21 protein-coding genes, 1 other RNA gene and 1 pseudogene are annotated in these 18646 nt (G+C 46.0%); 10 read left to right on the top strand and 13 right to left on the bottom strand.

Translation table 11 applies throughout. The features are described 5' to 3' along the window. The 6 genes from J0895_RS02110 to J0895_RS02085 form a co-directional block, all read left to right on the top strand. Window positions 1-222: CHAT domain-containing protein (locus J0895_RS02110; RefSeq protein WP_207086488.1), on the top strand; the 222-nt coding region annotated here is incomplete at its 5' end. Between the two features lie 502 nt (window positions 223-724). After that, window positions 725-1792 carry a mevalonate kinase family protein gene (locus J0895_RS02105; RefSeq protein WP_207086487.1) on the top strand — a complete coding sequence of 356 codons (1068 nt, stop codon included), beginning with the start codon at window positions 725-727 and terminating at the stop codon, window positions 1790-1792. A gap of 78 nt (window positions 1793-1870) precedes the next feature. Further along, window positions 1871-2764, top strand: a complete 894-nt coding sequence (locus tag J0895_RS02100; RefSeq protein WP_207086486.1) for a sugar phosphate nucleotidyltransferase — start codon at window positions 1871-1873, stop codon at window positions 2762-2764. 79 nt (window positions 2765-2843) lie between these two features. Beyond that, the gene (locus J0895_RS02095) at window positions 2844-3521 is read left to right on the top strand and encodes a DUF2834 domain-containing protein (RefSeq protein WP_207086485.1); all 678 of its coding nucleotides are present in this window, start codon (window positions 2844-2846) and stop codon (window positions 3519-3521) included. Window positions 3522-3688: 167 nt separating this feature from the next. Next, the gene (locus J0895_RS02090; RefSeq protein WP_207086484.1) at window positions 3689-4789 is read left to right on the top strand and encodes an XRE family transcriptional regulator; all 1101 of its coding nucleotides are present in this window, start codon (window positions 3689-3691) and stop codon (window positions 4787-4789) included. After that, window positions 4776-5105, top strand: a complete 330-nt coding sequence (locus J0895_RS02085; RefSeq protein ID WP_242540990.1) for a hypothetical protein — start codon at window positions 4776-4778, stop codon at window positions 5103-5105. Before J0895_RS02090 ends, J0895_RS02085 begins: the two co-directional genes overlap by 14 nt. Window positions 5106-5451: 346 nt before the next feature. Here J0895_RS02085 and J0895_RS02080 read toward each other — a convergent pair whose 3' ends face one another. From J0895_RS02080 to J0895_RS02055, 6 genes are all read right to left on the bottom strand, one after another. Next, window positions 5452-5847 carry a hypothetical protein gene (locus tag J0895_RS02080; protein ID WP_242540989.1) on the bottom strand — a complete coding sequence of 132 codons (396 nt, stop codon included), beginning with the start codon at window positions 5845-5847 and terminating at the stop codon, window positions 5452-5454. 63 nt (window positions 5848-5910) lie between these two features. Continuing rightward, window positions 5911-6282: a phasin family protein gene (locus tag J0895_RS02075; protein WP_207086482.1), complete on the bottom strand. Its 372-nt coding sequence runs from the start codon at window positions 6280-6282 to the stop codon at window positions 5911-5913. 92 nt (window positions 6283-6374) lie between these two features. Then, window positions 6375-6471: signal recognition particle sRNA small type (gene ffs / locus J0895_RS02070), an RNA gene on the bottom strand. Between the two features lie 78 nt (window positions 6472-6549). Beyond that, a complete protein-coding gene (locus J0895_RS02065) occupies window positions 6550-6816 on the bottom strand; it encodes a YciI family protein (RefSeq protein WP_207086481.1) in 267 nt (88 codons plus the stop codon). A gap of 110 nt (window positions 6817-6926) precedes the next feature. Next, window positions 6927-7118, bottom strand: a complete 192-nt coding sequence (locus tag J0895_RS02060; protein ID WP_207086480.1) for a hypothetical protein — start codon at window positions 7116-7118, stop codon at window positions 6927-6929. Window positions 7119-7143: 25 nt separating this feature from the next. After that, a complete protein-coding gene (locus tag J0895_RS02055; RefSeq protein ID WP_207086479.1) occupies window positions 7144-8157 on the bottom strand; it encodes a PstS family phosphate ABC transporter substrate-binding protein in 1014 nt (337 codons plus the stop codon). Window positions 8158-8619: 462 nt separating this feature from the next. On the opposite strand from J0895_RS02055, the gene J0895_RS02050 reads away from it, so the two are divergent. Together J0895_RS02050 and J0895_RS02045 are read left to right on the top strand one after the other, a co-directional pair. Beyond that, window positions 8620-9036, top strand: coding sequence for an acyl-CoA thioesterase (locus J0895_RS02050; RefSeq protein ID WP_207086478.1), 417 nt, complete (start codon window positions 8620-8622; stop codon window positions 9034-9036). A 145-nt stretch (window positions 9037-9181) separates the two neighbouring features. Beyond that, window positions 9182-9520 carry a hypothetical protein gene (locus tag J0895_RS02045; protein ID WP_207086477.1) on the top strand — a complete coding sequence of 113 codons (339 nt, stop codon included), beginning with the start codon at window positions 9182-9184 and terminating at the stop codon, window positions 9518-9520. A 27-nt stretch (window positions 9521-9547) separates the two neighbouring features. On the opposite strand, the gene J0895_RS02040 is transcribed toward J0895_RS02045, so the two are convergent. The 6 genes from J0895_RS02040 to J0895_RS02020 all read right to left on the bottom strand — a co-directional run bounded on the left by J0895_RS02040 (window position 9548) and on the right by J0895_RS02020 (window position 14810). Further along, entirely contained in the window at window positions 9548-11026 is a 1479-nt protein-coding gene (locus tag J0895_RS02040) for a 2-succinylbenzoate--CoA ligase (RefSeq protein ID WP_207086476.1), read from the bottom strand. Then, entirely contained in the window at window positions 11020-12006 is a 987-nt protein-coding gene (locus J0895_RS02035; RefSeq protein WP_207086475.1) for an o-succinylbenzoate synthase, read from the bottom strand. Before J0895_RS02035 ends, J0895_RS02040 begins: the two co-directional genes overlap by 7 nt. A gap of 100 nt (window positions 12007-12106) precedes the next feature. Next, window positions 12107-12904, bottom strand: coding sequence for a 2-succinyl-6-hydroxy-2,4-cyclohexadiene-1-carboxylate synthase (gene menH / locus J0895_RS02030; protein WP_242540988.1), 798 nt, complete (start codon window positions 12902-12904; stop codon window positions 12107-12109). 73 nt (window positions 12905-12977) lie between these two features. Further along, window positions 12978-13874 carry a 2-carboxy-1,4-naphthoquinone phytyltransferase gene (menA, locus tag J0895_RS02025; RefSeq protein ID WP_207086474.1) on the bottom strand — a complete coding sequence of 299 codons (897 nt, stop codon included), beginning with the start codon at window positions 13872-13874 and terminating at the stop codon, window positions 12978-12980. A gap of 285 nt (window positions 13875-14159) precedes the next feature. Further along, on the bottom strand, window positions 14160-14360 hold the full coding sequence (locus J0895_RS25590) for a cytochrome P450 (RefSeq protein WP_242540987.1): 201 nt from the start codon (window positions 14358-14360) through the stop codon (window positions 14160-14162). Beyond that, window positions 14361-14810 carry a cytochrome P450 family protein gene (locus tag J0895_RS02020; RefSeq protein WP_242540986.1) on the bottom strand — a complete coding sequence of 150 codons (450 nt, stop codon included), beginning with the start codon at window positions 14808-14810 and terminating at the stop codon, window positions 14361-14363. Between the two features lie 197 nt (window positions 14811-15007). Here J0895_RS02020 and J0895_RS02015 point away from each other — a divergent pair, with 197 nt between their 5' ends. Then, complete coding sequence (locus J0895_RS02015) at window positions 15008-16432, top strand: isochorismate synthase (RefSeq protein ID WP_207086473.1); 1425 nt, start codon at window positions 15008-15010, stop codon at window positions 16430-16432. A 42-nt stretch (window positions 16433-16474) separates the two neighbouring features. After that, the gene (gene menD, locus J0895_RS02010; protein ID WP_207086472.1) at window positions 16475-18232 is read left to right on the top strand and encodes a 2-succinyl-5-enolpyruvyl-6-hydroxy-3-cyclohexene-1-carboxylic-acid synthase; all 1758 of its coding nucleotides are present in this window, start codon (window positions 16475-16477) and stop codon (window positions 18230-18232) included. Between the two features lie 3 nt (window positions 18233-18235). Here menD and J0895_RS02005 read toward each other — a convergent pair. Next, a pseudogene (locus J0895_RS02005) lies at window positions 18236-18646 on the bottom strand (aminotransferase class V-fold PLP-dependent enzyme); the annotation flags it as partial.

The raw sequence follows: 18646 nt of genomic DNA, 5'->3' as shown, positions 1-18646 counted from the left end.
TTCAAAACCGACGACGAAAACTCGCGATCAATACTCAAAGCAGACGCGCTACGGCAGGCACAACTTGCCATGCTTAGAGGAGAAGTGCGCCTAGAAGACGGCAACCTAGTCAGCACGCAGGGGATACTTACCCTCCCCGAAGAATTGGCTCAATTGACGGGGGAAAATTTAGCTCACCCTTACTTTTGGGCCGGGTTTACTCTAATCGGTAGTCCCTGGTAAGAGGCGGTTGCCGCGATCGCCTTTCTGGGGAAGGGTAACACTCACGAAAGGCGATCGTTCCTGAAGCTCATCTCACTGATCGGTTGAGATGTTCCTGACTCGGCTCAATTTATTGAAAAATTCCTGATAGAACCTACCCAGTTTAATAACATTTTTTAAGAGTCGTTATTTGAGCAAATACCCGTCTGAGAAATACCGAACAACTGTTGAAGCGATCTCCTGCTATTTTAAATCCTGGCAGATTGAATTGCTGAACATAACCAGTGTAAAGTTTTAATCGCCAATATGCGATCGGCGGGATTTCATTTGATTGCCATAACGCAATCAATGCATTAATGGTATCATTAGACTGACCCCTTGAAAATCATGCACCTGACTTGACTTAAGTCCAGTTCATTCAATCAAAGTTCGTCGATTTTGCCAAACCCATCCAAACATCCTACAATTATCCCATTGCCGGTGATTTTTATAACTCGGGTTTTGCACCCCATTCAAAAAATCGATGAAAATGTTTGTTCCAGGTCGTCTTTGCTTATTTGGAGAACACAGTGATTGGTCCGGAGGATATCGAAGTATCAATCCCGCTCTCCAAAAAGGATACACCCTCAGTGTCGGCACCAATCAAGGTATTTATGCCGAAGTTAAACCCCATCCCACCCACCTGATTCTTCACTCCTGTCTCACCGATGGCACTCGTAAAGAATTGTTACAAATTCCGATGGAACGAGAACTATTGCTGGCAGAAGCGAAAAAGGGTGGTTTTTTTAGTTACGCCGCAGGAGTTGCCTATCAAGCATTGACCCTTTATCAGGTCCAAGGGGTAGAAATTGATAACTATAAAACCGATTTACCCATTCAAAAAGGATTAGCCTCAAGTGCAGCTATCTCCGTCCTCGTCGCCCGTTCCTTCAATCAGTTGTACGAATTAAAATTAACCCTTCGCGGTGAAATGGAGTTAGCCTATCAAGGTGAAATTACTACCCCATCTCGCTGTGGTCGCCTTGACCAAAGTTGTGCCTACGGAAACCGCCCCGTAATGATGGTTTTTGATGGACAACACATTAATATTATAGAACTCAAAACTTCCCAAAACTTATTTTTTGTAATTGTCGATTTAGCCGCCTCTAAAAACACCCATGAAATTCTCAGTATTCTCAATCAATGCTATCCCTTTGCCACCAATGAAATTAAGCAAGGCGTTCATAAATATTTAGGAGAAATTAGCGCCAGAATTACCCAGGAAGCCGCCACAACCCTAGAACAAGGCGATGCAGAGTCCCTCGGGGCCTTAATGAAACAAGCCCAGACCGAATTTGACCGCCATTTAATTCGGGCCTGTCCCTCCCAATTAACCGCCCCCGTTCTGCACTCGCTTCTCAAATATCCTCCGCTGCAAATCTTAATTTTTGGGGGAAAAGGCGTCGGGTCTCAAGGAGATGGAACCGCACAATTTCTTGTGAAAAATCAAGAGAATCAACAGCAAATTATTGAACTGATTAAACGGGATTTTCCACAAATGCAATGTCTGAAACTGGTGATTTCCTCCTCTTCCTCTGAAGTCATAGAATAAAATAGGGGGATATTTCCGCAACCTGTCTAGTTCAGTCTTACCCGGGAGACTTGATAGCCTTTTTTGAACCATTTTAATATGAAAAACTCAAATCATCCGATTCGCAAAGCAATTATTCCCGCCGCCGGATTTGGCACGCGCTTGTTTCCAGCCACGAAAGCAGTCAAAAAAGAATTGTTGCCAATTATCGACGGTAACGGTCGAGTGAAACCCACAATTTTAGCCATTGTGGAAGAAGCCATCAGTGCCGGAATCGAAGAGGTGGCGATTATCGTGCAACCGGGGGACTGTCAAATTTTTGAGAGTTTCTTCAAAACCCCTTTAAACGCGATTCATTATCACAAACTTTCCCCCGAAAATCAAGCTTATAGCCAGTATTTACAAGACTTGGGCGAAAAAATTACCCTGTTAATTCAGGAGGTTCAGGAAGGGTATGGTCATGCGGTGTTTTGCGCCAAAGACTGGGTAAATGATGAACCGTTCCTGCTGTTTTTAGGGGATCATGTTTATTTGTCAGATACCGATGTTTCTTGTGCTAGCCAACTGGTGGAAATTTATAACCGGGTCGGAAAAAGTACCGTTGCCCTCACCGTCACCCCTGGGGAAAAAATTTATCACTGTGGTTGCGTGACGGGAAATTGGCAAAATAACGATGAAATTTTATCCCTCACCCAAGTCTGTGAAAAGCCGGATTTAAACTATGCGAGGCAACACCTAAAAGTGGAAGGATTAACGGGCGATCGCTTCTTAACCATCTTTGGAATTTACGCCCTTACTCCCACAATATTTGACTTTCTCGAAGCCAATATCCGCAATAATCTCCGAGAAAAAGGAGAATTTCAGCTCACCACTTGCCTCGAACAAGTGCGGCAAGCCGAAGGAATGTATGGCTATCAAATCAAGGGAAAATGTTTTGATACAGGAATGCCCGATGCCTATTATCAGACGTTCATCGATTTTCGCAACGGCTGAAAATTGTGCTAAATCCAACTCAGCCTCATTAACATTTGATACCATAGATTAGAAAGCTAAAAGAATTGGCAAAACCCGTATGATAAAACTCGGCTTTGGATTGATATGGATTGGATTAATCGTTTATGCCTTTGGATTTGCACCCCCGGATAACCCCACGGCAACCTTTAATTTAATTAAAAACCTAGTAACCGGAGAATGGGAGGGAATCAACCCTCTGATTATCGCCCTGTTTAATATTATGGGAGTATGGCCGTTTATCTATAGCGCCGTGCTATTTTTAGATGGAAAAGGACAAAAAATACCGGCATGGCCGTTTGTCACTATTTCCTTTGGAGTTGGTGCATTTGCCTTGTTACCCTATCTCGCCCTGCGCCAGTCTAACCCCACTTTTTACGGAGAGAAAAACGGGTTTTTAAAATTAATAGACTCGCGAATTTTCGGGGCGATCGCCGCCTTATCAGCCCTCATCTTACTCGGATATGGCATCACCCAAGGAAATTGGACTGATTACATCGAACAGTGGCAAACCAGCCGATTTATTCACGTCATGACATTAGACTTTTGCCTGCTTTGCCTCCTCTTTCCTACCGTACTCGCCGATGACATGGCGCGACGCGGTTTAAACAGTCCCATGATATTTTGGATAGTCGCCTTAATTCCCTTATTAGGACCGGCATTTTATTTAGCCTTACGTCCTCCCGTCCAAGTCAGTGGGGAAGCGGTACAGATGAATACTCCCATCATTCAGGAATAGTGCAGTAGCGACAGAAGAAGGGCAAACTCATAATCTGTTGGGTTTGTTCGTTATATTCAGGAAACTCAGGTTTTGTCAAAATGCTTTGACAGGTTTTCCCTATAATAGGGATAGATTTTAAAATCAACTTTGACAAACCCTGACCCCCAGACCTGGAGACTCAAACCATGAAGGAGACGATCGCAGGCAACCTCACCCGCTACCGCAAAGCTGTAGGCTTATCTCAAGAACAACTTGCCAACCTTGTCAGCATCACTCGCCAAAGCATCAATAACTACGAAAACGCCAAAACTTTACCCGATAGTAAAACCTTATCAGCCCTTGGTCGCACCTTGGGCGTCACCCTGGATGACTTGCTGCGCCCAGAATTTAGCCCTGTCACCCCCTTTCGGCTTCGCGCCCATGCTGGCTTTGACAAACAACCGCAATTTGCGACTCAAGTGCGACGGATGCTGGAGACGTATCATGCCTTAGAAGCCGCAGCAGGCATCCCCGTTTATGCCCCAGAAACCCATTCCTGCCATCAATTACCAGGCAATGAAGCACTAATTCAGGCAACAGCAGCCCGGTTTCGCCGGACCTTGGGATTAGGGGAAACCCCCATTCTCAATTTATTTGTGGCAGTAGAGGAATTGGGGTTAAAAGTCCTCCGCCAACCCATTATAATCAAAGGCTTTTTTGGGTTAAGTGCCTGCAGCTTTGCTCAAGGTGCTTTTGTTTTAATCAATACCCATAATATTTCGATTGAACGGCAAGTCTTTACTCTAGCCCATGAAATTGGGCATTTAATTTTCCATCGAGATGAATATCAACAATCCCTCATAGAACCGGGGAATAAAGCGGAGGAAGAAGCCCGGGAAGCAGTGGCTAATTATTTTGCCGGACATTTACTGGTTCCCCAAACAGAATTTGAGCGGTTTTATCAAATTAGCCCCAACTTAATCAAACTCAAACAGCATTTTCGAGTTAGCTATCAAGTCATTTTAAAGCGGTTATCGGATATGGGCCGCATCGATTATGGGCGTGAACTCGCCAAGATTCGCAAGATTTATAAACAGCGAAATGGCTTATCCTTGAGCAATTCCATCGAGTTACCTCCCACCTTAAAGCCAGAAGAATTTCCAGAAAATGAACGGTATCAAGAACTCATCTGGCAAGCCTTAAATCGGGGGAATATCTCAGAACTCAAAGCCGCCGAACTGCTGAATATCACCCTTGAAGAACTGGGAGTTCGTCGTCGAGAGGCTGAGGTGTATGCTATCCCGTAACGGCACGATTCTCGACGCTACCGCCTTGATTGACTTTCGCTATCTTGACGAGTGGGAGTGGCTGCAACAACACTATCAGCCCTTGTATATTGCTCAAGAAGTTTTAGATTCGGATCATCTCGAACAGAGTACACGAGAGACGGCGAAAAAATACTTAATCCCGCTTCCTTTAGAAACTGAAGAAATGTTTGTTAGTTTTCTGGAGTTTGGCAACAAAGCACTGTTGCTGAGTGAAGCCGATCGCTCAACTCTGGTTTCGGCCCGTCATCTATTATTATTATGTGCCAGTGATGATAATTTAGTGGTGAAAATCTGACAAGAATATGGAATTGCTTACATCAGAACCCTGAGTCTACTCACGGAAATGGTCCAGACAGGACATAAAAGTAAGGTTGAAGTCAAGAGGATGGCAGAGTTTTTAATTGAGGAGAGAGGTAAACATATTCGGTCATCTATTTTAACTAATTGGTATAATGGTTTAGGAAAATAGGATGAATTAAAAAGTCTATCTTTCCAGTTTATTAAATTAATTGCTTTGAGGTCAAATTACAGGCGATCGCCCCGGGGTTTCGGCGAGAGGCGATCGCCCCCCCCAAACGTTCTAAAACCCCCCAAAAAAACACAAAAGGCGCGATCGCCGCGCCTCCTGTTATTTATCCGAGTTAGGACTCCCAATCGGGACAGTCGCCTCCAGCTTCCCAACCATAAGGATGCATCCCACAAACCAGTAAATTCCCGCTATAGACCTGACCGTGATAGTTTTTACAGCCGATACAGGCTGAATGTTTTTCCGCTGTGGGTTCCACAGATGACACAAACCCATTCGTGTCCGTTGGAAATTCATCTAGTCCTAAATATAGGTCAAAAAATGGATCAACTAACTCCTCCAAATATTGGTCAAGTTCAGTAAAAATAGTCGTTTGTAATTCTTCTGTGAATTCCTCAGACAGTTCCATCATGTCTGAAGAAAACCTGCCCAGAATATCGACGAATTCCTCAACTTCTTCCGTCACTTCTTCAAAAAAGCGATCCACTTCTTGTCCTATTGTCTCTAACATTGTGAAAAATTCTTTCGGCCAATCTTCCATAACCCTTTGCCTAATGATTTCCGGAAGCAATCTCTATTCATCCTGGAGTCGCCGCAGTTCATCCTGTAACGATTGTACCTGATCGCGCAGGTTATTGACCTCCGGAGGTTTCTCCGGGGCGGGTTCTTCATCGTCTTCTAGGATTTCAATGCGCCGGGGTTCTCGTGGCGTTGTCTGTTCAGATTGGGGCTGCTTGATTTGCTGCTGGCCCTGTCTCATTATGTCTTCGACAAAGCGACGTGCTTCGTCGGTGCTCATTTCGCCCCGTTCGACCATTTCATCGGCAAGTTTTTGGGCTTGGTCCCGCACTTCGGCTAGTTTTCCCGTGGCTTTTTCGCCCGCATAAGACGCTATTCCGACTCCGAGATAAAACGCCTTCTGTACCATATCACCGAAACCAGGCATAGGCAGTATTGCTCCTTAGTCGCTGAGGTTACTGCTTCTAGGATAAGGCTAATACAGACCGAGTGACCACAATAAAACGGCACTAAAAAAAAAGTGACCCGGATACCACGCCTGTCACAAGCATCCCGTATTGCTGCTACCTTCCGGTCCTGACAAAGTTTGGGCGTTATGACCGCATGGGTCCAGGTCATTTAAAACTATATCATGGTTGTCCGATTCTTGTCTAGGGGGTGGCGGAATATTTTTTAATTTTGTGGCGGCAATGGCTTATTCCACGACGATACACCACTGATATAGGTCGTACTTGACGCAGCCATGCTTGACGAGAGGGTCCTCAGCGACGATCTGCTGGGCTTCCTCCATTGACTCTGCCTCAAACAGCAGCATTCCCCCTCCGCGTCGTTGCCAGTAGCCGGTTTTGGCGTGATGTCCTTTGGCGATTAAATCTTCGACGTAGGCTTTATGGGCGGGAACGTAGCGATCGAAGGTGGGTTTATCGACGGTTCCTTCTTCTATTTTGGCAAACCAGGGCATTGGAGGTTGCTGTCAGGGGGTAGGGGTTAAATGGGATTTGCCTGGGACTCTGACAGAGTGCAGGTCATCGCAAATTTTAGCATCAAATGGGCGACGGCTTCGAGTTGCCCTTAAGAACAGCGTTTGAGGAGGGTTGGGTTGATGGAATGGGGGATTGACCGATCGCCCAATAACTGGCAACCCTGACGCAGTAAATCATCCAGTTCCAAGTTCCAGACGATCGCCCTCCCAATCCAGGCAAAAAAGTCTTCCAAAAATTCATTAACGCTCAACACCCTATCAATTTCATCAATAAAAATCACAATCCGTTTTCTATCGACTTACATTTTATCGTAAACTCACAAATCCCGCTTTCCGAATTAAATCTTGCCCTTGTTCTGTCAACAAAAAGCGGGCATAAGTTTCCCCCGCTTGTTGGTCAATTTGCCCATTTTCTTTCACCACCACCACCAATCGGCGACTCCACGGATATTCCCCAGTTCTAAATACGTCTAAATTGACTTCATTGCGCCGCTGAGGACATTCCGACAAGGGAACAAAGGGCAATTTATAAGGCGCGACAAAGTTATTACTCGTCCGTCCAATCGACAAGGGTTTTACCATGCACTGAGACACCAGTAAGGGTGCCGAAGCCCAATAAATTCCCCCAAGATTTGAGCTAACTCCCCTTAACGCTTCGGTGGTAGTTGAGGTTAAAATAATGTTAGTATCTTCCGGGTCTCGGTCGATTTTGCCATAAGGTTGAATTCTCAAATCCGGTCCACCTACTTCATTCCAATTAGTAATTTCTCCAGCATAAATTGCATCAAATTGGTCCATCGTAATTCCAGAAATCGGTAAAGAGGGATGGACAACTACGGCAATCCCATCAATGGCGACGGGAATTTCTTTCAGGGTAAACCCTCTATCCCTCGCTTTTTGATATTCGGCATCGGAAATGGGTCTAGCCGACATCGCAAAGGTGAGTTGATTATCTAATAACATTTGAATCCCGGTTCCCGAACTCGGTGCACCTCTAGCTGGGTCGGTATAGCGGAGTTGAAACTGTGGCCAAACTGTTTGAATTGCAGGGTCTACGGCGACTCGAATTGAGACCCAAGTGCTACTCCCCCCGTGACTAAATAATCCCCTCGGAACGTTCTGGACTTCTGCCAAGGTTTCGGGGTGAGAGTCTCCTTGGGGATTGACTGTTTCTGTGGACGAGGTGGAATTTTGGGTGTCACTCAGGAATCGTCTTCCCCAATCTAACTCTTTGGTCAGCCACCAGACGGATGCACCCATCAACCCGAGGGCGATCGCCAGGGCGATAATTAGCGTAGTTGTTTCTTTTTTTGCAGACATAGATTCCTAATATACTCATTTTTTTGGGTTTTATTATATCAGAAAATCCGGGTCTCAATTATCCCTGGATGTTTAAATTTCGTTAATCTACTACCCCAGGAGGTTGGAATCGCTTTTTAGCAGCATACAGCCGGTAACGACAGCAAGTCGTGACGTTAAACACCGGAACACGACTGACTTTCTGATCCGTTGAATAAATTGTGCTGCGGTAAACCTAGAAAAGCTCGAATTAGATTGATGGTTTCTTGATGAGTTTGCTAACTGTAAATCACCCCATCTAAAGAAAGAAATTCCCCATGTAGCGACCCTAAATCAGTTGTGGAATAAGACCTCTCCCCCAACATAAGGCGGCCTACAAGGAGAGGGGAGTAGGAGAGGGCATAAATCCGGCAACGATCGCTATAGGAAGACTGGGACGGCGATCGGCTATTGTGGATTCCAACTCGTTCGGTTAAACAGCCTATGCCTTTTTCCTACTCTCGCACAATTCGCTTTGCAGATACTGATGCTGCTGGCGTCGTCTATTTTGCCAATCTTCTCTCCATCTGCCATGAAGCGTATGAAGCATCACTGGCAGGGACGGGAATAGAGTTACGAACTTTTTTTAATAATCCCAGGGTCGCTATTCCGATTGTTCATGCCAGTATTGACTTTTTTCAGCCCCTGTTTTGTGGGGAGGAAGTGGCGATCGCCCTGACCCCGCGATCCCTCAGTGGCGATCGCTTTGAAATTACCTACTTGATCCAGGCTGCCTCAATGCCTAAAGAACAGCCCCTGGCAAAAGCGCGAACTCACCACGTTTCCATTGATCCCCAAACCCGAACCCGCCAATCCCTCACTCCCGAAATGATTCACTGGATCGAGGTTTGGTCCGACTGAGGGTAAAAATTTTAAAATTTTACAAAAATTTGTAAATCTTAATACTGTTTTAAGCAAAGTTTAATATTATAACTATATCTCAATAAGAACAACGTGGACTCACCTGAGCGCCCACAATACTTTCCTGGTAGAACACTTAGAAATAATGAAAATAGAACAAGAACTTTACGAACAGATTCGGCAATTAGGCTATTGGGACCGGACCGATCGGATTAACGAAAGCAACGAGAGTCAGCCGTTAGCAAGGGCCTGGTCAAATCCGAACACCACTGCTGCCCCGGAAACGATGTTTCAAATTGTCTGGTTACTCAGTTCGAGTAAAAGACGGCAACGACTCAACCCGATTGATGTGCGAATTTTAGACCGGGCGGCGGCGGATTTAGCCTACCATCGCAGAATTGTCCCGTCCAATCAGTCTTATGTCAAGTATCTGTGGGAACAGGTTTATCACATGGAATTTCCCCATTTGATGCGGGAAGGTTAAGAGAATTCCATTGATTCAAAAAACAATTTAATCTCCCTTGGAAACCCGAATATTGAGTTTTAAATGGGTTTCCTTTTGCCGTTTCAACTGAGGTTGGAGTTGAATTACAACCAGTTCTTCAACGAGACGGCGAGAGATTTTTCCGCGATTGTTCCGAGGTAAATTGTCTACTTTTACCCAATATTTCGGACGTTTAAAGGGTGATAGGGTAGTGGTGAGTAACGAGGCGATCGCCTCGGACTCGACTACACCCTTGGGAACGTAAACCGCTGTCACCACCTGGCCCCAATCGCGATCGGGGACGGCGATCGCACAGACATCTTCCACCAAACCCGTCCCGAGAATGGCCGCCTCCACTTCTGCCGGATAAATATTTTCACCCCCACTAATAATTTTATCGCTGTGGCGTCCCACCACGGTTAAATACCCCGCTTCATCGATAAACCCCAAATCATCAGATTGAAACCTATTTAAAGTCAAGGCTAAATTTTCCCCAGGATAATAACCCTTTGCCAGAGAATCAGCTTGGATGGTAATCATCCCTGTTTTACCGACTTCTAACGATTTTCCTGCGGAATTGGTAATGGTAATTTTGGCATGAGGCAACAGTCGCCCACAACTTTGATTGCCTGACAGAAACTCCGCCGGTTTGAGGGTAGCAATTTGGGAGGCAGTTTCCGTCATACCGTAGGTAGGAGAAAGCCGAATATGGGATTGTCTCGCCCGTGACAATAATTCCGGCCATGCCGGTGCACCTCCCAACAAAACCGTCTGAAACCGGGCTAAATAATCAGCAGATTCGGGAGTTTCTAGGAGTCTATTTAATTGAGTGGGAACCAGGGAAATAAAAAAGTCTGTCGGGTTGATTTTGTCAGCCGTTTGCTCTACAATTGTTTGATAAAAAGGAAGATTTATGAACCTTCCTCCGGTGGTGAAAGACCGGAGAAATTGCATCAAACCGCTGACATGGAATAGGGGTAACACACAGCAGGAGTTAACCGTAGCGAGTTGGAAATACTGTGTAAATCCAACCACCGATGCCATTAAAGTTTCCCAAGTATGAATGGCAAAGCGGATTTGACCCGAGGAACCCCCCGTGGGAATCATAATTCCCACGGGGATAGTATTGGGCGGATTTTGACAAGCATTTCCAGGAAAGTCCTGTCCCTGATGCCAAATTCGGTCCGGTTGAATCTGTTGGATTGCTGACTGCCATTCGCTATCAACCCAGTTGGGATTGCCTAAAAACAGGGGACAATCTGCTGCAACTGCTGCAATAAAACCGGCTAAAAATCTTACTGGGTCTCGTTCCGCCAGTAACAGAGTCGGGGGAATTTTAGGCTGGATTAACTGGGAAAAAAGCTCTAAGGCAGTTGTCCCTAAATTCGCGGTTTCTGCTTCCATCCAGGCTATCAAATCCGATTTTTGCCAGTCTAGGGAGGGAGGCTGAGTTGGGATAGTTTTAGGCTTAACTGGGGGAAATGTTGCATAAAAAAAATCTACCATAAAAGTTCTAAAATTTTGTCTGATTCCAATAAATGGTCCACCCCAAACCCGGTGGCGCGATGGCTAGAATTTTTAATTTCAGTTGCCAATTTTAAAGCCATCTTTCTCCCAATTTTTGTCTCAAATACCGAAGAAAAAACCGCATCAATCTGGTGAGAATTGCAAAATTGCCGCAATTCCGAAGGAGAACCGGCGATACAGGGTTTAATCACATAAATTCCCCGCCACCCTTGGCGATAGACAGATTGCATTTGTGGCAAAGTGGCGACGGATTCATCTAAAGCGATCGCCGTTGAAAAGCGCGGTCCCAACCCCACCATCGCCTGCAACTCCGTCACCGGCAGAGGTTGTTCCAGATATTCAATGATTCCCCCGAGTTGATCACAGATTTTCAGCCATTCTTCAGCTTCTGCTAAACTCAGTCCTCCATTGGCATCAAGGCGGAGGGAAACAGGTGGATCGCAAGTCCCTTGCTGCAAGGCGAGAACCAGTTCCTGCAAAATCCGAAGTTCCCGCTGGAATGGCAAGACGCCAATTTTCCATTTAAAAGTCCGATATCCTTGCATCCAAAGGATTTGACGCCCGAGTAAAGCCCCTTCTCCCCCGGGTAACAATCCGCTATGGTTTGATTTTGAGGCGGGAGTTTTGTCTTCCGAAAATGCCGATTTGAACTGAGTTTTTAACGTAGCAGATTCCCATGCTGATTCTAAGCCAAATTGACAAGCGGGTAAGTTAGGGGGAATGGAAAAAATCGTGCGATCGCTAATTACATTAGGCAGATTACGACAATAGTCTAAGGCTTCTAAGAACGTTTCTGAACCAAACCATCCGATGGGTGCAATTTCACCAAACCCGATCTTTCCATTATCCGTAGTTAGGCGCAGAATAATTCCCTCCCGAATTTCCCAAATCCCATGACTGGTTTGCAGAGGGCGTTTAAACTTGCGTTGATAGGGACGAAACTCGAATTTATAATTCATACGATGCCGTTGCCATGAAAGAGGGAGGAAATTATCAGCTAGTGGGAGACAGCCATCCCATCCGTTTCATCGAACCCCTCCTCATGAAGGGGCGATCGCCCTAACCTGAAAAGAATTTTATCACTGATTTGAAATATGCCCAGGGATTTTCCCAATGGATCGTATGCCCGCTATCGGGGATAATTTCCAGTTGGGCAACGGGACAGACTTGGGTAATTTTGTGATTAATTTCTTGAAATTTGTTATCCCATTCTCCCCCGAGTAACAGTAGGGGAACGGGATGAGACGGTAGCAGTTCCCAGAGGGAGGGTTGACTGCCGCTTCCCATCTGTCGAAGGGAAATTGCTAAGGGTTTGGGTTGATTTTGCAAGCGATTCTGGAAGAGGCGATCGAAGTTGGGATGATGGCGAACCGAATCAAATAAGGGTTGCTGATACCATTGGCTTAAAAATGAGTAAAAATTGCCAGTTTCCAATTGTTGGGCGAGAATTGCATCCCGATGACGACGTTGCGATCGCCCCTCGGCAGACAGCAAACCCGGTGAAGCAGATTCTAAAATCACTTTTTCAAAACGTTCCGGGAAATGCATTGTTAAATACAACGCCAATCGCCCGCCCATTGAATATCCCAGTAAATAACATTGGGAAATCCTTAACTCATCCAATAACTCAATTAATGCCTGGGCAGTATTTGACATTTGATAACATTCATCTCCCCCCAGAATCTGAGTTTTACCATGTCCCGGTAAATCAACCGTCACACAGCAAAATTTATCGGATAATTTCTCAATCACTTCAGAAAAGTTCTCACCCCTCCCCATAAACCCATGCAAAAATAGAATAACCGGGTTTTGGGGATTTCTGAAAATTTTATAATGAAACTCATACAAACTGAACATTTTTATCGTAATGAAGGGAACGGCAAAACCGTCCCCCACCCCTATTTAAAAATTTGATGCCTGGGAAATATCCTTAGAGAATAAATCCGACTCCTAACAATAACCCACTCCAAAAATGAACCGCAATGGCAATAAATTTGCAATTACTCACTTTTTCGGGACTGTCATGATAAGTGGCAACATGACGGCAGAGTTTCAGACTCGAAGGCAATCCAGCAAAACTGAGTAACGTCCAAACTGGGAAGCTACCCATCGTCACCAAAACGCCGGTGATTGCGAAAATACTCCCACAAAACCAGGGTAAGAGTTGAGCCCCTCGGTGAGTCCCCATGCGAACCAAAGGCGATCGCTTTCCGGCAGCTAAATCATCCTCCACTTGGTGAAAATGGGAACAAAATAACACCAACGTTGTCGCAATTCCTACCACAATTGACGCCAATAAACTCAGGCTAGACCAACTCTGTACTTGACTATAATAAGCTGCCGAAACTCCCAAAGGACCAAAGGCAAAAAAACAGAGAAATTCCCCCAATCCTTGATAACCCAGTCGAAATGGGGGACCCTGATACATATAGCCCAAGAAACAACAAAGCAGAATTAATCCCAGGACTGTTAAATCTTGTTGCCACCAACAAACTGCCCCTATTCCTAAAATACCCAGGGCTAAACACAAGTTTCCCGCCCAAAAAATCAAAGATTTATTGCCGGTTAAATTCACTAAAGAGTGATGCTTTTTTTTGTCAATTCCCGTGTCCGAATCAAACACATCATTGCTAATATTTTCCCAAGCCAAAATTAAAATGGCCGAACTTATAAAGGTAGAAAATATCGACCAGTTCAGGGAATGATGCTCATACCAAGCCACCGCAGTTCCTACCAAAATTGGCATAATTGCCACACTATACATGGGAGGTTTAATGGCCGCTAACCATAACTTGTAATTCGAGGGCTGAATGGTCTGAGTTGTCATTGATTCTTCCTATTATTCTTCCAACCAGCCCCATCATTTTACGATGGCGGATAGAAAAGTCTCAGAGGATGAAATAAAAATTAAGAATTAAAAATATAGCGGTTCTCATGGATATCCGGTACAGCCCTCACCCCAAACCCCTCTCCCAAGGGGGGAGAGGGGCTTTTAGAGAATACATAATGAGTCCACCGAACCGCTATATTATGTAGGGGCGAGAAAGCGAATCGCCCCCTGGAATAGAGTCCTATCGCCTTGCTGCCGACAAAACAGCCGATCGCCCCTTTTTCACCACCAGTTGAAAATTAGAGGAAGGGACAAAGTTAAAAAGGGCAATTGTGCCACTGCCATCGGGTCCGGATTTCTGCCCAGACTATCCAGTTCCGCCACCAACTGCGATCGCACCTGGGGGTCCTGATGAATCCAATAAAACGCCCAAGTCAGGGCCGATGCTGTCGTATCATGACCCAACAATAGCAGGGTAATCAACTAATCGCGCAATTCCGCATCTCCCATCCCCTCTCCCGCTTCATCTTGCGCTGACATCAGCATGGAAAGGACATCACTGCCATCAGTTTGACCCCGGCGATCGCGGATTTCGGCATAAATTAACTCGTCAATTTGCCGCTGTTGGCGCAGAAATTTCCCCCAAGGACTCCAGGGACCCAAATCTTGCTGTAACGGATTCCAAAAAAATTGCACCGAGTTGAGGGTAGAGTTCACCGACTCTAAAAACGGTTCAATCAGGAGTTCAAGTTGGTGAGCTCGTTCCCCAGGGTTCATGCCAAACACCACCGGGGGAGAGTTTCCCCCCAATAAATGCAGGGTGAAAGGGTCACCATAGCGCGTCGCATTCCTTTCCAGATAGGCGACTGGATTAGCAATCATTTGTAATCCTTGCAGAAAAAATGGCACCCTAGGGCCTGCTGGCAACTTCATCGAACCCCCTGTGAATCCCTCAGTGACATACAATGCTGAGAATGCGGGATCTATTTTACCGGGTAGATGTCCCCATCAAGTGCGCGTGTCCGTGGGAACCGTGCGATGGTTAGATAGATAGGAGGTACTTTTGAGGGTACCCTCCGTAAACCGGGGGCTAGTTCCCCCAACCAGCCCAAGAAGCCATCCTTTCCTCCATGCTAGTTGTACCGTCTGATACCAACATGAAGCCAGACCGCAAGGATCTTTATCAGTTCCTTGTCGCTTGTCAGCAGGTATCCGTTGAGAAAGAATGCCCCCAGATTGCCACCTTATCCCTGGAACTTCCCCCCCTGGACCCCTTAGCGGTTTTGCAGGCGATCGCCCAACCCGAGGACCCACATTTTTACTTTGAAAATGGCAATAAAGGGGAAGCGATCGCGGCGATCGGGGCCGCAATCACCTTTCATGTCCCCTCGGGTTCCGCCAGATTTGTTAAAGCGCAAACCTTTATCCAATCCTGTCTGGCGAATACCATTACCACCGGGGCCACGGACCTCCCCTTTGCCGGACCGCACTTTTTTTGTAACTTTACCTTTTTTGACGACCTCCGCCCCCCGGAATCGGCCTTTCCCTGCGCCACGGTTTTATTACCCCGGTGGCAAGTCGCCCGATGCCAAAACCGTTCGGTGTTTGTCGCCAACTTTTCCCTATCCCCCCGGGATAATATTAAAGCCTTACATCAAGATTTATGTAATAAACTCACCCAGATTCGCTGGGCCAATTCTCGCTGGCTAGACCCGGTAAATTTTCCTAACCAATCTTTACAAAAACACGACTTTAAACCCACTGCCAATTTTAGAAAATCCGTTTACTCAGCCCTAAACAGGATTAACAACAAAACTTTAAATAAAATTGTTTTAGCCGATGCCATTGATTTAAACTTCCTCCGTCCCATCAACTTAGTCAAATCCCTGAATAATTTACGCCTACTCTACCCCGATTGCTACACCTTTGCTACCGGGAATGGCGGAGGTACTAATTTCATCGGGGCCAGTCCTGAACGCTTGCTGGCTATTTATAATCATCAATTAATCACCGATGCTTTAGCCGGTTCTGCCCCGCGAGGTAAAACCTCAGCCGAAGATGCAGAATTAGCCAAACTGCTGTTATCCAGCGAGAAAGAAATTCATGAACATCGAGTGGTGATTGATTTTATCTGCGATCGCCTGACTCGTTTAGGGCTAACTCCGAACGTCACCCCGCAATTGTTGTTATTACAATTGTCAAATATTCAACATCTATGGACCCCAATTCAAGCCACCTTACCCCCAGGAATTCATCCCTTAGACATTCTAGCCGACCTCCATCCCACCCCGGCAGTTGCTGGGGTTCCCCGAGATACTGCTTGTCAAGAAATTCGCCGGTATGAAGCCTTCGATCGCGGCTTATATGCGGCCCCATTAGGCTGGATTGATGGCTATGGTAATTGTGAATTTATTGTGGGCATTCGGTCTGCTTTAATTGAAGGCGATCGCGCCCGATTGTATGCCGGGGCTGGAATTGTCGCAGGGTCCGACCCAGATAAAGAATTAGCCGAAGTTCAACTTAAACTCAAAACCCTGTTAAAAGCGTTAGTTTAAACTCAATTACCGGGACCATCAGGATTCGCTAAACCATCCAGAATGCCAATAGATTTCCGCAATACTAACACCGTCTGGGCTTCTATTTTAGTCGAGACATTCCAACGCCTTGGATTAACCACTGCTATCGTCTGTCCCGGTTCCCGTTCTACCCCTTTAACTGTTGCCTTTGCCAGTCATCCCCATGTCGAAGCTATCCCGATTTTAGATGAGCGATCGGCCAGTTTTTTTGCATTAGGACAAGCCAAACAAACGGGCAAACCTGTTGTCTTAGTTTGTACCTCGGGAACCGCCGGGGCAAATTTTTATCCCGCGATTATTGAAGCGAGGGAAAGTCGTGTTCCCTTATTAATTTTAACCGCAGACCGACCCCCAGAACTGCGCGATTGTCATTCAGGTCAAACCATTGACCAAATTAAACTTTATGGACATTATCCCAACTGGCAAACGGAATTAGCCACTCCATCTTTAGAACTAAAACAACTGCGCTATCTCCGCCAAACCTTGATTTACGCTTGGGAAAAAACCTTATTTCCCGTTCCCGGTCCCGTCCATTTGAATCTTCCCTTTCGCGATCCATTAGCCCCTTTACCGGAACCTAAAGCCGCCCATTTAGCAGCAACCTTTCAAACCGAAGAATTCTTTACCCATCTTTCCCTCTATCCCCAATTTCCCCTATCCTCCCCATCTCCCCCATTCCCCCTCCACCAGTGGCAAAATTGCCAACGGGGAATTATTATTGCTGGTGTCGCCCAACCTCAAAATTCGAGAGACTATTGTCAGGCGATCGGCCATCTCTCTAAAACCTTAAATTGGCCGGTTCTTGCCGAAGGTTTATCCCCCCTCCGCAATTATGCCGACCTTAATCCTTATTTAATTTCAACTTATGATTTTATCCTCAGAAATTCCCAAATTGCCGAAAACCTTACCCCAGAAATGGCGATTCAAATCGGTGAATTACCCACCAGCAAAACCCTTCGCAGTTGGTTAGAAACCACCCAACCTTTAACCTTTTTGGTCACCGATAGCGATCGCAACCTCGACCCGCTACATGGCCGCACGATTCCCTTACGAATGGCGATCGCCTCCCTAGCTACCCCCTTAAACCCGGTTGAAACCAATCCTCCCCCCACCCCCTATCTGCAACAGTGGTGCAACAGCGAACGTCATACTCGGGAGGCAATTGATACCACAATGGCATCCATTTCCGACCTCATCGAGCCCAAAGTCGTCTGGCTGATTTCCCAACATTTACCTCCAGAAACCCCCCTATTTATTGCTAATAGTATGCCCGTCCGAGATATGGAATATTTCTGGAAACCGGGCAACCGCCATATCCAACCCTTCGTCAACCGAGGCGCAAATGGCATTGACGGAACATTATCCACTGCATTAGGTATCGCCCATCGTCATCAAAGTAGCGTCATGTTAACCGGAGATTTAGCCCTATTACATGACACAAATGGGTTTTTAATCCGCCAATATTTTCAAGGTCATTTAACAATAATTTTAATCAATAATAACGGCGGTGGCATCTTTGGAATGTTACCCATTGCCAAATTTGACCCGCCGTTCACCGAGTTTTTTGCAACTCCGCAAAACATCAATTTTGCCCGGTTATGTGCTGGCTATGATATCGAACATCAGATGATTGACTCTTGGCATCAATTAGAATCGCTGTTAAACCCATTACCCCGGTCGGGTATTCGAGTTCTAGAGGTAAAAAGCGATCGCAATCTCGATGTCAAATGGCGACAAGACCAGTTTCAACAGTTTGCAGAAGAAATGTTTTTACCCTAGCACCTACTGCAACACTGCCGCCAACTCTTGATATTGCTCGAAAGTATTGTAAATCTGAGCCGAAATTCGGATGACCCGGTGGGGTGATTTCGGCCAAGGCATCACCTGTAATTCAATCTGATGGCGATCGAACAGTTCATCATGTAATTCGTCAGCGGATCCATCGGTAATCGGAATACAAGCCATTGATCCAATTAAGTCTGAGGGCGCTGGGATTTCGACTCCCAGGGTTTCGCACAGCATCTGCCTTGCAGACAACACTAGCTGATGGTTTCTTGACATTAATTCAGGCCACCCCCCAGGAAGCAGGGACCCCATAAACTGAATCGCCGCAGGGACGGATAAATAAGCCGAAGGGTCCCCGGTTCCGGTCCAATCAAATTCTAGTTGGAAGCGAGATTTATCCGTCCGGGG

It is taken from the genome of Phormidium pseudopriestleyi FRX01, from assembly GCF_017313335.1.
Taxonomy (GTDB): Bacteria; Cyanobacteriota; Cyanobacteriia; order Cyanobacteriales; family Laspinemataceae; genus Laspinema; species Laspinema pseudopriestleyi.
Note: the sequence above shows the minus strand (reverse complement) of the source record. Positions and strands in the feature narration are given on the sequence as shown.

Excerpts from the sequence above, each read along its gene's own strand:
- J0895_RS02065 (WP_207086481.1), bottom strand. The coding sequence starts at position 6,816 with ATGCCCTGGTTTGCCAAAATAGAAGAAGGAACCGTCGATAAACCCACC.
- J0895_RS02100 (WP_207086486.1), top strand. The coding sequence starts at position 1,871 with ATGAAAAACTCAAATCATCCGATTCGCAAAGCAATTATTCCCGCCGCC.
- J0895_RS02105 (WP_207086487.1), top strand. The coding sequence starts at position 725 with ATGAAAATGTTTGTTCCAGGTCGTCTTTGCTTATTTGGAGAACACAGT.
- menD (WP_207086472.1), top strand. The coding sequence starts at position 16,475 with ATGCCAATAGATTTCCGCAATACTAACACCGTCTGGGCTTCTATTTTA.
- J0895_RS02020 (WP_242540986.1), bottom strand. The coding sequence starts at position 14,810 with ATGAAGTTGCCAGCAGGCCCTAGGGTGCCATTTTTTCTGCAAGGATTA.
- J0895_RS02015 (WP_207086473.1), top strand. The coding sequence starts at position 15,008 with ATGCTAGTTGTACCGTCTGATACCAACATGAAGCCAGACCGCAAGGAT.
- menA (WP_207086474.1), bottom strand. The coding sequence starts at position 13,874 with ATGACAACTCAGACCATTCAGCCCTCGAATTACAAGTTATGGTTAGCG.
- J0895_RS02090 (WP_207086484.1), top strand. The coding sequence starts at position 3,689 with ATGAAGGAGACGATCGCAGGCAACCTCACCCGCTACCGCAAAGCTGTA.
- J0895_RS02040 (WP_207086476.1), bottom strand. The coding sequence starts at position 11,026 with ATGGTAGATTTTTTTTATGCAACATTTCCCCCAGTTAAGCCTAAAACT.
- J0895_RS02045 (WP_207086477.1), top strand. The coding sequence starts at position 9,182 with ATGAAAATAGAACAAGAACTTTACGAACAGATTCGGCAATTAGGCTAT.
- J0895_RS02055 (WP_207086479.1), bottom strand. The coding sequence starts at position 8,157 with ATGTCTGCAAAAAAAGAAACAACTACGCTAATTATCGCCCTGGCGATC.
- J0895_RS02080 (WP_242540989.1), bottom strand. The coding sequence starts at position 5,847 with ATGTTAGAGACAATAGGACAAGAAGTGGATCGCTTTTTTGAAGAAGTG.
- J0895_RS02050 (WP_207086478.1), top strand. The coding sequence starts at position 8,620 with ATGCCTTTTTCCTACTCTCGCACAATTCGCTTTGCAGATACTGATGCT.
- J0895_RS02035 (WP_207086475.1), bottom strand. The coding sequence starts at position 12,006 with ATGAATTATAAATTCGAGTTTCGTCCCTATCAACGCAAGTTTAAACGC.
- J0895_RS02085 (WP_242540990.1), top strand. The coding sequence starts at position 4,776 with ATGCTATCCCGTAACGGCACGATTCTCGACGCTACCGCCTTGATTGAC.
- J0895_RS02075 (WP_207086482.1), bottom strand. The coding sequence starts at position 6,282 with ATGCCTGGTTTCGGTGATATGGTACAGAAGGCGTTTTATCTCGGAGTC.
- menH (WP_242540988.1), bottom strand. The coding sequence starts at position 12,904 with ATGTTCAGTTTGTATGAGTTTCATTATAAAATTTTCAGAAATCCCCAA.
- J0895_RS02095 (WP_207086485.1), top strand. The coding sequence starts at position 2,844 with ATGATAAAACTCGGCTTTGGATTGATATGGATTGGATTAATCGTTTAT.